Source organism: Variovorax sp. GW821-FHT09D05 (genome assembly GCF_059416325.1).
Map to the genome: position 1 here is coordinate 204,531 of NZ_JBWKOZ010000005.1, position 13,325 is coordinate 217,855.

14 protein-coding genes are annotated in these 13,325 nt (G+C 67.0%); 10 read left to right on the top strand and 4 right to left on the bottom strand.

Translation table 11 applies throughout. From position 1 onward, the window contains the following. Positions 1-16: 16 nt before the first annotated feature. Entirely contained in the window at positions 17-772 is a 756-nt protein-coding gene (locus tag AC07O3_RS15295) for an enoyl-CoA hydratase/isomerase family protein (RefSeq protein ID WP_093058032.1), read from the bottom strand. Between the two features lie 58 nt (positions 773-830). Between AC07O3_RS15295 and AC07O3_RS15300 the strand changes: the two genes are divergently transcribed. Further along, positions 831-1,502 (top strand): GntR family transcriptional regulator, encoded by a 672-nt coding sequence (locus AC07O3_RS15300; protein ID WP_093058031.1) that lies wholly within the window; start codon positions 831-833, stop codon positions 1,500-1,502. Positions 1,503-1,550: 48 nt separating this feature from the next. Here the strand turns inward: AC07O3_RS15300 and metG are convergent, their stop codons facing one another. Next, a complete protein-coding gene (metG, locus tag AC07O3_RS15305; RefSeq protein ID WP_495339721.1) occupies positions 1,551-3,641 on the bottom strand; it encodes a methionine--tRNA ligase in 2,091 nt (696 codons plus the stop codon). Between the two features lie 102 nt (positions 3,642-3,743). Between metG and AC07O3_RS15310 the strand changes: the two genes are divergently transcribed. The 6 genes from AC07O3_RS15310 to AC07O3_RS15335 all read left to right on the top strand — a co-directional run bounded on the left by AC07O3_RS15310 (position 3,744) and on the right by AC07O3_RS15335 (position 7,983). Further along, positions 3,744-4,379: an LbetaH domain-containing protein gene (locus AC07O3_RS15310; protein ID WP_495339722.1), complete on the top strand. Its 636-nt coding sequence runs from the start codon at positions 3,744-3,746 to the stop codon at positions 4,377-4,379. A 32-nt stretch (positions 4,380-4,411) separates the two neighbouring features. Further along, positions 4,412-4,834 carry a hypothetical protein gene (locus AC07O3_RS15315; protein WP_495339723.1) on the top strand — a complete coding sequence of 141 codons (423 nt, stop codon included), beginning with the start codon at positions 4,412-4,414 and terminating at the stop codon, positions 4,832-4,834. 74 nt (positions 4,835-4,908) lie between these two features. Continuing rightward, positions 4,909-5,943: an isocitrate/isopropylmalate dehydrogenase family protein gene (locus tag AC07O3_RS15320; RefSeq protein ID WP_093077414.1), complete on the top strand. Its 1,035-nt coding sequence runs from the start codon at positions 4,909-4,911 to the stop codon at positions 5,941-5,943. A 25-nt stretch (positions 5,944-5,968) separates the two neighbouring features. Further along, positions 5,969-6,667 carry a phosphodiester glycosidase family protein gene (locus AC07O3_RS15325; RefSeq protein ID WP_093077412.1) on the top strand — a complete coding sequence of 233 codons (699 nt, stop codon included), beginning with the start codon at positions 5,969-5,971 and terminating at the stop codon, positions 6,665-6,667. 47 nt (positions 6,668-6,714) lie between these two features. Then, positions 6,715-7,392, top strand: a complete 678-nt coding sequence (locus AC07O3_RS15330; protein WP_307616243.1) for a YceH family protein — start codon at positions 6,715-6,717, stop codon at positions 7,390-7,392. A gap of 87 nt (positions 7,393-7,479) precedes the next feature. Next, positions 7,480-7,983: a hypothetical protein gene (locus AC07O3_RS15335; RefSeq protein WP_495339724.1), complete on the top strand. Its 504-nt coding sequence runs from the start codon at positions 7,480-7,482 to the stop codon at positions 7,981-7,983. On the opposite strand, the gene AC07O3_RS15340 is transcribed toward AC07O3_RS15335, so the two are convergent. Continuing rightward, a complete protein-coding gene (locus AC07O3_RS15340) occupies positions 7,952-8,422 on the bottom strand; it encodes an Lrp/AsnC family transcriptional regulator (RefSeq protein WP_495339725.1) in 471 nt (156 codons plus the stop codon). The genes AC07O3_RS15335 and AC07O3_RS15340 overlap by 32 nt on opposite strands. Before the next feature lie 84 nt (positions 8,423-8,506). Here AC07O3_RS15340 and AC07O3_RS15345 point away from each other — a divergent pair, with 84 nt between their 5' ends. Together AC07O3_RS15345 and AC07O3_RS15350 are read left to right on the top strand one after the other, a co-directional pair. After that, entirely contained in the window at positions 8,507-9,694 is a 1,188-nt protein-coding gene (locus tag AC07O3_RS15345; RefSeq protein WP_495339726.1) for a M20 aminoacylase family protein, read from the top strand. 5 nt (positions 9,695-9,699) lie between these two features. Beyond that, complete coding sequence (locus AC07O3_RS15350; protein WP_495339727.1) at positions 9,700-10,944, top strand: diaminopropionate ammonia-lyase; 1,245 nt, start codon at positions 9,700-9,702, stop codon at positions 10,942-10,944. A 13-nt stretch (positions 10,945-10,957) separates the two neighbouring features. Here AC07O3_RS15350 and AC07O3_RS15355 read toward each other — a convergent pair whose 3' ends face one another. Then, positions 10,958-12,154 carry a patatin-like phospholipase family protein gene (locus AC07O3_RS15355; protein WP_093178681.1) on the bottom strand — a complete coding sequence of 399 codons (1,197 nt, stop codon included), beginning with the start codon at positions 12,152-12,154 and terminating at the stop codon, positions 10,958-10,960. 75 nt (positions 12,155-12,229) lie between these two features. Here AC07O3_RS15355 and apbC point away from each other — a divergent pair, with 75 nt between their 5' ends. Next, positions 12,230-13,321 (top strand): iron-sulfur cluster carrier protein ApbC, encoded by a 1,092-nt coding sequence (gene apbC, locus AC07O3_RS15360; RefSeq protein ID WP_093077402.1) that lies wholly within the window; start codon positions 12,230-12,232, stop codon positions 13,319-13,321. Positions 13,322-13,325: the final 4 nt, after the last annotated feature.

Consider the following 13,325-nt stretch of genomic DNA (forward strand, 5'->3'; position numbering starts at 1 on the left):
GGAGGGCGGCGCCCGGTCAGCGGCCCTTGAAGACCGGCAGGCGCTTCTCGCGCCAGGCACGGCCGCCCTCGGCCAGGTCTTCGGAAGCGACGGTGCGCTGCACTTCGCGCTGGATCGAAGCGGCGTCGGCACTGCCGCGCGCAATCTGGTTCAGGTGCTTCTTCATGCCGAGCAGCGCCAGCGGCGCCATGCCGGCGAGCGTGGTGCGCAGGCGCAGTACTTCGGCGTCGAGCGCCTGTGCGTCGTCGACCAGTTGCGTGAGAAAGCCGCAGTCGCGCATGGCGGGACCGTCGAGCTTTTCGGCGGTCAAAAAGAGCCGCTTGGCCGTGTCCAGCCCGAGCCGCGACACATAGCGCTCCATGCCGCTCTGGTAGTAGTGCAGGCCGAGCCGGGCGGCGGGCATGAATATCTCGGCGCCGCGCACGCCCACGCGGAAGTCGCAGGCCAGCACCAGGTCGGTGGCGCCGCCGAAGACGCCGCCATGCACCGCCGCGATGGTGACGGCGCGGCAGTTTTCGAGCGCATCGACCATGTCGCCGAAGCTGCGCCCCTCGGTCTGGCTGCTGGAGGCCACCTCTGATATATCGTAGCCGCTGCAAAAGTACTTGCCCTCGGACCGGAGGACCAGCACCAGCACTTCAGGTGAGCGATTCACCGTCTCCACGAGGCGAACCAGCTCGGGCAGGTCCTCCGGCACGAGCTTGTTCGCGGCCTGCGGGCGGCGCAGCGTCAGGAAGGCGACCGGGCCTTCGATGTGGAGTGTTGGGAGCATTGATGTACCAAATGACTGAATTGATATATCTTTAAGGTTAGCTAATATCGCGATTCCCATGCAACCCGCGAAAACCCTCGACACCCCCAGCCTGCAGGACCAGATCCGTGGCCGGCTCGAAAAAGACATCCAGCAAGGCACGCTGTCGCCCGGCATGCCCATCGACGAAAAGGCGCTGGCGCTGAGCTTCAACACCTCGCGCACGCCGGTGCGCGAGGCGCTGCTGCTGCTGAGTGCGCGCGGCCTGGTCGACATCGTTCCGCGCACCGGCATCTACGTGCGCCAGCTGCGGGCGAACGAACTGGTCGCGATGATGGAAGCGCTGGGCGAGCTTGAAGGCGTGCTGGCGCGGCTGGCGGCGTTGCGCATCGGCCCGGCGTTGCGCGACGAGTTGCTGCGCGCGCTGGCCGGCACCGCCGCGCAGGCGGAGGCGAACGACGCGGAGGCCTACCAGCAGGCCAACGCCGTGCTGCACGACGTGATCTACCGTGCCAGCGGCAATCCGTTCATCGTCGAGCAGGCGCAGACGGTGCGCCTGCGCATCGCGGCTTACAGGGGGCGGATGTTCGAGAAACCCGGGCGCCTGGCCGCTTCACAGCGGGAGCACGAACGGGTGGTGGAGTGGATCCTGAAGGGCCACGCGGACAACGCCGCGGAGGCGATGCGCGACCACATCTCGGTGGGCGGCAAGGTGTTTGCCGACCTCGTGCTGAACAACAAGTTCGGCTAGCCCGGCCAGTCGCCCGGCCGGACCTGTTTTTCTTTTTCTTCTTCTCTTTCAGCGAACGCGCATGCCCGGCGTCGCGCCCGGCCACGGCTCGAGCACATGGATGCCCGGGTGGGCCTTTTCGTCGCCATGGCTCGCAGCCAGAACCATGCCTTCGCTGACGCCGAACTTCATCTTGCGCGGCGCGAGGTTGGCGACCAGCACCGTGAGCTTGCCCACGAGTTGCTTGGGCTGGTAGGCCGATGCGATGCCGCTGAACACATTGCGGGTCTTGCCCTCGCCGGCGTCAAGCGTCAGGCGCAGCAGCTTGGTCGAGCCTTCGACCTTCTCGCAGGCCACGATCTTCGCGATGCGCAGGTCGATCTTCGCGAAGTCGTCGATGGTGATGGTGGGCGCGATGGCTTCGCCGCCCGGCAGCGATTCTTCTGCCACGGCGACGGCCGGTGCGGGCTCGGGCGCGTCGAACAGCTTGTCGACCAGCTTGGCGTCGGCGCGCTGCATCAGGTGCTTGTACTCGCCGATGGCGTGGCCCGCGGGCAGTGACTGCGCCGCGTCCGTCCAGACCAGCGGCGAGATCTTCAGGAAGGCTTCGACGTTCACAGCCAGCGCCGGCAGCACCGGCTTCAGGTACAGCGTGAGCAGGCGGAAGGCCTCGATGCACACGGTGCACACGTCGTGCAGCCGCGCCTCGGCACCTTCCTTCTTGGCCAGCTCCCAGGGCTTGTTCTGGTCGACGTATTCGTTCACCTTGTCGGCCAGCGCCATCACCTCGCGCAGCGCGCGGGCGTAGTCGCGGCCGTCGTACAGAGAGTGCAGCTGCGGCGCTGCATCGCGCAGCGCGAACAGCAGCGCGTCGCCGTCGGCCGACACCTCGCCCAGCTTGCCGCCGAAGCGCTTGCCGATGAAGCCAGCGGCGCGGCTCGCGATGTTGATGTACTTGCCCACGAGGTCGCTGTTGACGCGCGCGACGAAGTCCTCGGGGTTGAAGTCGATGTCCTCGTTGCGGCCGTTGAGCTTGGCGGCGATGTAGTAGCGCAGCCATTCGGGGTCAAGCCCGATCGACAGGTACTTGAGCGGGTCGATGCCGGTGCCGCGGCTCTTGCTCATCTTCTCGCCGCTCACCGTGAGGTGGCCGTGCACGTAGACGGCGTCGGGCGCCTTGCGGCCGCTGAAGTGCAGCATCGCGGGCCAGAACAACGTGTGGAAGGTGATGATGTCCTTGCCGATGAAGTGCACCTGCTCCAGGTCGGGGTCGGCCATGTACTCGGTGTACGAGATGCCGTCGCCGCCGAGTTCGATGCAGCGCTTGTCGAGCAGGTTCTTCAGCGAAGCCAGGTAGCCCACGGGCGCATCGAGCCACACGTAGAAGTACTTGCCCGGCGCATCGGGAATCTCGATGCCGAAGTAGGGCGCGTCGCGGCTGATGTCCCAGTCGCCGAGGCCGCCCTTGCCTTCGTCGTCCTTGTAGAGCCATTCGCGGATCTTGTTCTGCACCTCGGGCTGCACGTGGCCCGCGGCGGCGGTCCATTCCTTCAGGTAGGCCTCGCAGCGTGGGTCGGAGAGCTTGAAGAAGAAGTGCTCCGAGCTGCGCAGTTCGGGCTTTGCACCGGACAGGGCCGAGTAGGGGTTGATCAGCTCGGTGGGCGCGTACACGGCGCCGCACACCTCGCAGTTGTCGCCGTACTGGTCCTTCGAATGGCAGTTGGGGCACTCGCCCTTGATGAAGCGGTCGGCCAGGAACATGCCCTTTGCGGGGTCGTAGAACTGCTCGACGCTCTTGGTGGCAATCAGGCCGTTGGCGCGCAGGTCGCGGTAGATGTCCTGCGCCAGCTGGTGGTTCTCGGGCGCATCGGTCGAGTGCCAGTTGTCGAAGGAGATGTAGTAGCCGTCGAGATACGGCTTGCGGCCCGCGGCGATCTCGGCCACGAAGGCCTGCGGCGTCACGCCGGCCTTGTCGGCCGCGATGGTGATGGCCGCGCCGTGCGCGTCGTCGGCGCACACGAAGTTGACGTCGGCGCCATTCATTCGCTGGTTCCGCACCCAGATGTCGGCCTGGATGTACTCCATCATGTGGCCGATATGGAACTTGCCGTTGGCATACGGCAGGGCGGTGGTGACGAAGAGCTTGCGCGGGGCGGACATCGGGAAGGGCGCTTTCGGGAGTGGCTGGCTGGACTGACTGACGGGAACCGGGCATTTTAGGTGGCGGCGTCCCGGGAGGTGTTCGATGGCAGCATCGACCCCATGACGCATGCCATCGATCTCGCCGCCTACATCGCCGGATTCACCGGTTCGCCCCTGGCGCCATGGGCTGCCTCGCTGCCCTGGGAACTGCCGCCGCGCGCCCCTGAAATCGTGCGCCGGTTACTGGCCGGGCTGCCCGCCGGCGACTACGTCGTCGAGGGCGAAGTCGCCGTTCACCGCAGCGCCCGCGTCGAGCCGGGCGCGGTGCTCAAGGGCCCGTTGATCCTCGGGGCGGACTGTTTCGTGGCCGCCGGCGCCTACCTGCGCGGCGGCAACTGGGTCGACGCCCGCTGCACCATCGGGCCGGGCGTGGAGCTGAAATCGTCCTTCGTTTTCGAGGGCACGGCGCTCGCGCACTTCAACTTCGTCGGCGACTCGGTGATCGGCGCGGGCGTCAACATGGAAGCCGGCAGCATCATCTGCAACCACCGCAACGAGCGTTCCGACAAGCAGATCCTCGTGCGAAGCGGCGAGGGCGGCTCGCTGCAGGGCACGGGCTGCGACAAGTTCGGTGCGCTCGTCGGAGATGGGGCGCGCATCGGCGCCAATGCGGTGATCGCGCCCGGTGCCCTGCTTGTGCCGGGCCGCGTCGTGGACCGCATGACGCTGGTGGACGAGGAATTGCCCGGCCGATAAAGTCGAGGCGACAAACAGGGAGGAAGAAGACCATGTCTGACGATCGCTTTGCCCCACCGACCGCGGAAGTGCTGATGCCTGTCGTCGCGCCGCAAGTGCCAGATGCCATACGCAAGAAGATCCGTCTTGCCTGGGGCGCCGGCCTGGTTTCGGCGGCGGTGACGCTCATCTTCGTTCTGATCGCGGTTTCGGGGACGAGCCTGCTCGGCTTCGGTCTCGCGCAACTGCTGGACGTCGCGGTGATCCTGGGGCTGTCCTTCGGGATCTACAGGAAGAGCCGTGTTTGCGCGGTACTGATGCTGCTCTACTTCATCTATTCCAAGTTCCTGATGATGCGCATCGGCGGTATCAGCGGTGGCAACGTGTTCACTTCGCTGCTCTTCCTCTATTTCTACGTACAGGGCGTCATCGGCACCTTCGAGTACCACAAACACCTCAAGCAGAAGGTGCCTTGAGCGTGGGGGCGCTCGGCACTGTCTCGCGCGCGACGTATGCTCCAGCCCCCGATACAGAAAGCGAGACGCAGCCGATGACCACCCCCTCCATTCCCGCAACCCTGATCCCCGGCGACGGCATCGGCCCCGAAATCGTCGACGCCACGCTGGCCGCGCTCGATGCACTGAAGGCACCCTTCACCTGGGACACGCAGATCGCCGGCCTGGGCGGCGTCAAGGCGTCGGGCGATCCGCTGCCGCAAGCCACGCTGGACAGCATCCGCCGCACCCGCCTGGCCCTGAAGGGCCCGCTCGAAACCCCTTCGGGCGGTGGCTACCGCTCGTCGAACGTGCGGCTGCGCGAGGAATTCCAGCTGTACGCCAACCTGCGCCCCGCGCGCACCATCATCCCCGGCGGCCGCTTCGACAAGATCGACCTGGTCGTCGTGCGCGAGAACCTCGAAGGCCTCTACATCGGCCACGAGCACTACGTGCCTATCGACGGAGACCCGCATGCCGTGGCCATGGCCACCGGCATCAACACCCGCCAGGGCAGCCGCCGCCTGCTCGAATACGCCTTCGAGACGGCAGTGGCCACGGGCCGCAAGAAGGTCACGATCGTGCACAAGGCCAACATCATGAAGGCGCTCACGGGCATCTTCCTGGAGACCGGCCTGGACCTCTACGAGAAGAAGTACAAGGGCAAGTTCGAGCTCGACACGGTCATCATCGACGCCTGCGCGATGAAGCTGGTGCTCAACCCCTGGCAATTCGACATGCTGGTCACCACCAACCTGTTCGGCGACATCCTGTCCGACCTCGTGGCGGGCCTGGTCGGCGGCCTGGGCATGGCGCCCGGCGCCAACATCGGCGCAGACGCCGCGATCTTCGAGGCGGTGCACGGCTCCGCGCCCGACATTGCCGGCAAGGGCATCGCCAACCCCACCGCACTGCTGCTGGCCGCCGCGCTGATGCTCGACCACGTGAAGCTGCCCGAACTGGCCACGCGCCTGCGCACGGCCATCGACGAAACGCTGAACATCGACAAGGTGCGTACGGGCGACCTCGGCGGCACGGCGGGCACGGTGGCGTTCACGAAGGCGTTGGTCAGCCGCATCAACGGCGGTTGACCGGAGCGGGGCTCGCGGGCGCTTCATGAGAAGGCTTCTGCTGCTCCTGGGGGCGCTGCTGTTCGCAGGCTTCGCTGCGGCCGACCCGCGCTTCACCGTGGTGAAGGTCGACCTGCGTACCGAGCGGCTCGAACTGTTCCTGCGCGACGACGCGGGCGTGCCGTTCAAGCGTTTCGACCGGCTCGATGCCTGGCTGAAGGAGCGTCACCGCCAACTGGGCTTCGCGGTAAACGCCGGCATGTACCACGAGGACTTTTCCCCGGTCGGCCTGCTGGTGCGCAATGGCCGCGAAGAGGCACCGCTCAACCTGGCCGACGGTGCCGGCAATTTCTTCCTCAAGCCCAACGGCGTATTCCTTGTGTCGGACATGGGGCCGCGCGTGGTCGAGTCGTCGGAATACCCGGCGCTGGCGCAGGGCGTACGCCTCGCCACGCAGTCGGGCCCGCTGCTGCTGCGCCGCGGCGTCGTGCACCCGGCTTTCATTCCCCATTCCGATTCGCGCAAGATCCGCAACGGCGTCGGTGTGATCGGTCACACGGCGATCTTCGTCATCAGCGAGACGCCGGTGAATTTCTACGAGTTCGCGCTCTACTTCCGCGATGTGCTCCACTGCCGGGACGCGTTGTATCTCGACGGCACGGTTTCGGCACTGCATTCGACGGCGCTGCACAGAAGCGATTTCGTGCGGGAGCTGGGGCCTATCCTTGGCGTCGCGTCGCCCTGAGTGCGGCGCTTGCCTGCCTTCTGCGTTTCATCATCGATCCCCGAGCCATGTCCACCACACCGCTGCCCGTTCTGTCCCTTCTCGAAACCCGTGTCCTCGGCGTGCTGGCCGAAAAGCAGCGCACCGTGCCCGACAGCTATCCGCTCACGCTCAATTCCCTGCTGTCGGGCTGCAACCAGAAGACCAGCCGAAACCCCGTGCTCGAACTCGCCGAGTCGCAGGTGCAGGCCGCCATCGACAGCCTGAAGGGCTACAGCCTCGTCGCGGAAACCAGCGGCGGGCGCGCCTTCCGCTACGAGCACAACATCGACCGCGTGCTGCGCATCCCGTCGCAGTCGGTCATCCTGCTCACCGTGCTGATGCTGCGCGGGCCGCAGACGGCGGGCGAATTGCGCATCGCCTGCGACCGCATGCACAACTTCGCCGACATCTCGTCGGTCGAAGGTTTTCTGAATGAACTCGCTGAACGACAGGCCGGTGCGCTGGTGGTGAAGCTGGCGCGCCTGCCCGGTGCGCGCGAGAGCCGCTGGGCGCATCTGCTGAGCGGTGCGCCGGCGGAAGAGGTGGCTGGGCCCTCCGATGTGCCTTATGCCGCGCACGATGTGTCGCTGGGCGAGGTCGCGGCGCTGAAGGCCAATGTGGCGCGGCTCGAAGCCGAGGTGGCGTCGCTGAAGGCGCTGCTGGGGCGCGTGTGTTCCGAGCTGGGGATTTCCGAAGAGGGTTGATCGCACCACTTCACGCGGGCTTCACGCGGCCCGCACATTCGGTGTCTAACTTCGGCCCCCATTGCACACATCAATGGAGCACCGGCCATGGACAACGGACCCATCGGACAAACCGCAGCGTGGCGCGACCACATGCCCTTCGACGACATCACCCGGCGCGCGCTTGCGTGTCTTGCCCTCCTGGCGGGCGTCGCGAGCCTCTACGCGTTTTTCTGGTGGGCCGCGTCAGCCACCGGCTTCTTCTTTTTCGAGGGCTATCGCCATACCTGGGAGGGCCTGGGCACGGCACTCGCGTTCCGGGACATGGACACGGCGTACTACCTGCTCAGCTGGGTCTTCTCTGTGTTCGGCGGGCTGTTGGGCTGGGCCGCGCTGATCGGGTTTGCCGTGACGCACCGGCGTGGCTGGGATGCGGTCTCGCGCTGGATCAAGATCGGCTGCGCGGTCGGCGCGGCGGCTGGGCTGGCGTTCGAGCCCGGCCGGCTGCTGGCGCTGGGGCCCATCGTCTGCGTGATGGCGCTGCTGTTGCGGTCGATGCTGATGCCGGCAAGGATTGCGATCAGCCCGAGGCAACAGGTACATCAAGGCTGAGCTTCACCGCATCCATCGTGACCAGCGTGCGAAAGCGCTTCACGTTGTTGCTCTGGAAGAAAAGCTGCCGGGTCAGCGCCGTGTATTGCGCCATGTCGCGCACCACGAAGATGAGGATGAAGTCCCACTCGCCCGTCACGTAGTAGCACTGCTGCACCTGCGGGCAGTCTCTGAAGCTCTGCTTCATTGCGTCGAGCAGTTCGATCTGCTCGCTCTCCGTTTCCACCTCCGCCACGATGGTCAGCGGGTGGCCCAGCGCGGCGGGCGACAGCACCGCGCCGTAGCGCTGGATCACGCCCTCGTCGCGCATGCGCTTGAGCCGCCGGTTGACGGCCGCGGTCGACAGGTACACGCGCTCGCCCAGTTCGCTCTGCGGCATGCGGCTGTCCGCCTGGATCAGCTCCAGCAGGCGAAGGTCGAGGGTGTCGAGCGGCGTCATTAAGTGGGAAGTGACGCAAAAACGTTGCGTCGAAGGCGATGATTTTGCGCGCCCATACCGCCGCATTGTCAATAGCATCTCGCCATGAACCTCACCGATGCACCCCTGCGCGAAACGCTCGCCGGCTGGCGGCGGCAACTGCACGCCATTCCCGAAACCGGCTTCGAGGAAGCGAAAACCTCGGCCTTCGTCACCCGGGTGCTGAGGGCGCTGGGCCTCGAGGTGCATACCGGCATCGGCGGCACCGGCCTCGTGGCCAACCTGAAGGTGGGCAGCGGCAAGGGCGTGATCGGCCTGCGCGCCGAGATGGACGCGCTCGACATCACCGAGCTGCCCACCGACCGCGCCTACGCTTCTGGCACGCCCGGCAAGATGCACGCCTGCGGCCACGACGGCCACATGTCGATCATCCTCGGCGCGGCGCAGCTGCTGCGCGAGCGGCAGGACTTCGACGGCACCGTGCGCTTCATCTTCCAGCCGGCAGAGGAACATGGCCGCGGCGCGAAGGCGATGATGGACGACGGCCTGTTCGATCGCTTTCCGGTCGACGAGATCTACGGCCTGCACAACATGCCCGGCATGCGCGCCGGCACCATCGCCACGCGCACGGGCGGCCTCATGGCGAGCGAAGACAACTTCGTGATCCACGTGAAGGGCCGCGGCACGCATGCCGCGCGGCCGCACATGGGCATCGACCCGATCGTCATCGGCGCACAGATCGTGCTGGCGCTGCAGAGCATCGTTTCGCGCACGCTCGACCCGGGCGCGCACGCAGTGGTTTCGTGCACCGAGTTCATCACCGACGGCATCCGCAATGCAATTCCGTCGAACGTCGTTATCAAGGGCGACACGCGCAGCTACGACCCGGCGGTGCAGCAGATGCTGGCCAAGCGCATGCGCGAGATCAGCGAGGGCATCTGCCGCATGCATGGTGCCGAATGCGATTTCAGCTATACGCACGAGTTCGCGCCCACCGTGAACTGGGCCGAATGCGTGCCCACGGCGGTTGCCGCCGCCGCGGCCATCGTGGGCGCCGAGAACGTCGATGCCAACGTGGCGCCGATGATGATTTCGGAAGACTTCGGCGCGTTCCTGAAAGTCGTGCCCGGCGCCTTCGTGTTCCTGGGCAACGGCGCCGAAGGCGAGCCGGGCGGCACGCCGCTGCACAACGGAAGCTACGACTTCAACGACGAGGTGCTCGCAACGGGCGCCCGCTATTTCGCTGAGATCGTCCGCCTGCGCCTTCCCCGGCACAACGAAACAAGAGACTGACCGGCATGCTGTTCACCAACCCCCAGGCGCGGCGTAGCGCTTATGACGAATCGTTGAGCGAGGTGATGAACATCGCGCGCGGCCAGGAGAGCCGGCAGTGGCTGTCGCACTGGAACCGGCTCGCGCCGCACCCCACGCCGGCATGGCCGCTGCCCCGGCTGGCAGCGCAGCTGGGCATCGGCCAGTTGGTCGTCAAGGACGAATCGAAGCGCTCGGCGCTCGGCAGCTTCAAGGTGCTGGGCGCGCCCATTGCGCTGCTGCGGCTCGTGCTGCGCCGATGGCCCGACCGCGGATGGACGCCCGCGGAGCTTCTGGCGGGCAGGCATGCAGCGGCGCTGCGCGACTTCGTGGTCGTCAGCGCCACCGACGGCAATCACGGCCGCGCGCTCGCTGCGGCCGCTCAAAGCATCGGCTGCCGCTGCGTCATCGTGCTGCATGCCCAGGTCAGCGAGGAGCGCGAAACGCCGATTGCCGCGCTCGGCGCGGAGATCGTGCGCATCGCCGGCAACTACGACGAGTCGGTCGAGGAGGCCGCGCGCCTTGCCCGCGTCAATGGCTGGGAGGTGGTCTCGGACACCTCCTACGACGGCTACGAAGAGGTGCCGCGCGATGTGATGCAGGGCTACGGCATCCTGGCCGACGAGCTGCTCGAAGACGTTGCCGCCGGCGCACCGTGCCCGTTCACCCACGTCATCGTGCAGGGCGGCGTGGGCGGGCTGGCCGCGGGCGTCGTCAGCCATTTCTGGGAGCGCTACGGCGCGGCACGGCCGACCTTCATCGTGGTGGAGCCCGAGCAGGCCGACTGCCTGCTGCAAAGCGCGCGCAGCGGCCGGCCCGATCGCGCAACGGGCTCGGTCGATTCGGTGATGGCGGGGCTGGCCTGCGGCGAAACCTCGCCGCTCGCATGGCGCTTTCTTCAACCGGCCGTCGACCTGTTCATGACCGTGACCGACGTGCAGGCCGAGCAGGCGATGCGCACGCTCGCGAGCGGCGAGGCGGGCGACGTGCCCGTGCTGAGCGGTGAATCCGGCGCGGCCGGCCTGGCGGCGCTGCAGGTGCTGGCAGGCGACCCCGCGGCCCGAGATACCTCGGGATTGGGCCCCGATGCACGCGTGCTGCTGATCAGCACTGAAGGCGCGACCGCGCCCGGTGTGTATCGCGCATTGACGGGGCGATCAGGCGAGGAGGTCGTCGCGGCGCAGCGGCAGTGGATGGCGCGCGAGGGCATGGTCGAGCAGGCCGCCACCTGAGCGGCCGGACCCCTCAGGCCACGTTCCAGCCGAAAAAGCGCAGCACCTCGTCGCGCTGCTTCATCGCATCGGCGCGCCCCAGCGCCATCAGCTCGCGCGTGTAGCCCGACTCGAACAGCAGGTAGCTCGCGAGCGCGCCGCCCTTCACATCGGCCGCCACCTTCGAGCCGCCCAGCAGATGCCGCACCGCGCCGGGCAGGGCCTCGACGTGGCGCGCCGCGATCACGTCGAGGCGCTCCGACGGCGAGATCACCAGCAGGTCGAGCGGGCGCAGTGCGCTCGCCGCGCGCGCCTCTTCGGGAATCAGCCCCAGCGTGTGGTTGATGCGGCGCAGCCGCTCGATGTCCACCGCCAGCGCATCGAGAAAAATGCTCGACAGCGCATGGCCCGCGATCTGCGCCATCGTCGGATAGCCGCTGTGGGTGTTGGGCGCATCGGCGTCGCGCGGCTCGTGCATGCGGCCCGCGCCGATCACCACGATGCGTTGCGCGCCCAGGTGAATGGCTGCCGCGATGGGCGCCGACTGGCGCATCGAGCCGTCGCCGAAGTACTCGGTGTGGCCCTGCATGGGCAATGCCGTGGCCGGAAACACGAAGGGAATGGCCGACGACGCCAGCAGGTGGGTGTGCGTGATGCGGTCGCGCACCGACAGGCGCTGCGAGCGCACCCATGGCTCCATCGGCACGGCCGCCTCGAAGAAAGTGACGTGCTCGCCCGAGCTGTAGCTCGAAGCCGTCACGGCCAGCGCCTGCAGGTGGCCTTCCTTCATGAGCTGCGGCAGCCGCTCGAGCGGCACCATGCGTTGCAGCAGCTCGGCCAGCGGCGTGTTGTCGAGCAGCGACTTCGGCTTGATGCGCATCCAGTTGGCCGCGAAGCGCCCGAGCCCGAGCAGCATGCGCCAGCGCGCGCCGCTGCCAATCACCGAAAGCGAATCGGCGCGGTACACCTGTTCGGCGCGGAACTGGCCCCAGACCTCGGCGATGTGTGCCACCACGTGGTCGAAGTTGTCGCAGCCGCAGGCCAGCACGGCTGCGTTGATGGCGCCGGCCGAGGTGCCGGTGATGACCTGGAAGGGGTTGCCCGTGCCGGCGGCAGGGCCGACAGAGCGCCGGATCTCGGCAATGGCCTCCAGCACGCCCACCTGGTAGGCAGCCCGGGCGCCGCCCCCGGTGAGCAGGAGGCCGGTGGCGACGGGGCTTGTCTCTGGCATTTTTGGTTATTGGGAGGCTGTTCGATGCTGGCTCGGAGAGCGCACTAGACTACCCGCCATTCAGGAGTTAGATCAATGGCACTCACCCCAGATGGGCTCATGGACGCGCTCAAGGCCGTCGCAGACCCTAACACCGGCAAGCAATTCGTGGCGACCCGGTCGCTCAAGAACCTCCAGGTCTCGGAGGGCGACGTCTCGTTCGACCTCGAACTCGGCTACCCGGCGAAGAGCCAGCACGCGGCCATCCGCAAGGCGCTGGTGGCTGCCGCCAAGGCGGTGCCGGGCGTGGAGAACGTGTCGGTCAACATCGTCACCAAGGTCATCAGCCATGCGGTGCAGCGCGGCGTGCAGCTGATGCCCAACGTCAAGAACATCATCGCGGTGGCCTCGGGCAAGGGCGGCGTGGGCAAGAGCACCACGGCGGCCAACCTGGCGCTGGCGCTGGCGTCCGAGGGCGCCACGGTCGGCCTGCTCGACGCCGACATCTACGGCCCGAGCCAGCCCATGATGATGGGCATCGAAGGCCGCCCCGACAGCGCCGACGGCAAGACCATGGAGCCCATGGAGCGCCACGGCGTGCAGGTGATGTCCATCGGCTTCCTGGTCGACCAGGACCAGGCCATGATCTGGCGCGGCCCCATGGCCACGCAGGCGCTGGAGCAGCTGCTGCGCCAGACCAACTGGAAAGACCTCGACTACCTCATCGTCGACATGCCCCCGGGCACCGGCGACATCCAGCTCACGCTGAGCCAGCGCGTGCCGATGACGGGCGCGGTGATCGTCACCACGCCGCAGGACATCGCGCTGCTCGACGCCAAGAAGGGCATCAAGATGTTCGAGAAGGTCGGCGTGCCGATCCTGGGCATCGTCGAGAACATGGCAGTGCACATCTGCTCGAACTGCGGCCATGCCGAACACATCTTCGGCGCGGACGGCGGCAAGAAGATGGCGGCTGAATATCAGATGGAATACCTCGGCGCGCTGCCGCTGGACATCAAGATCCGTCTGCAGGCCGACAGTGGGGCGCCTACTGTGGTGTCTGATCCTGAAGGGGACGTGGCAGGCATCTACAAGGCGGTTGCACGTCGAGTGGCCGTCGGCATTGCGGAGAAGGCCAAGGACTTTTCGGCGAAGTTTCCGACGATCTCGATCAGCAAGAACACCTGAGGAA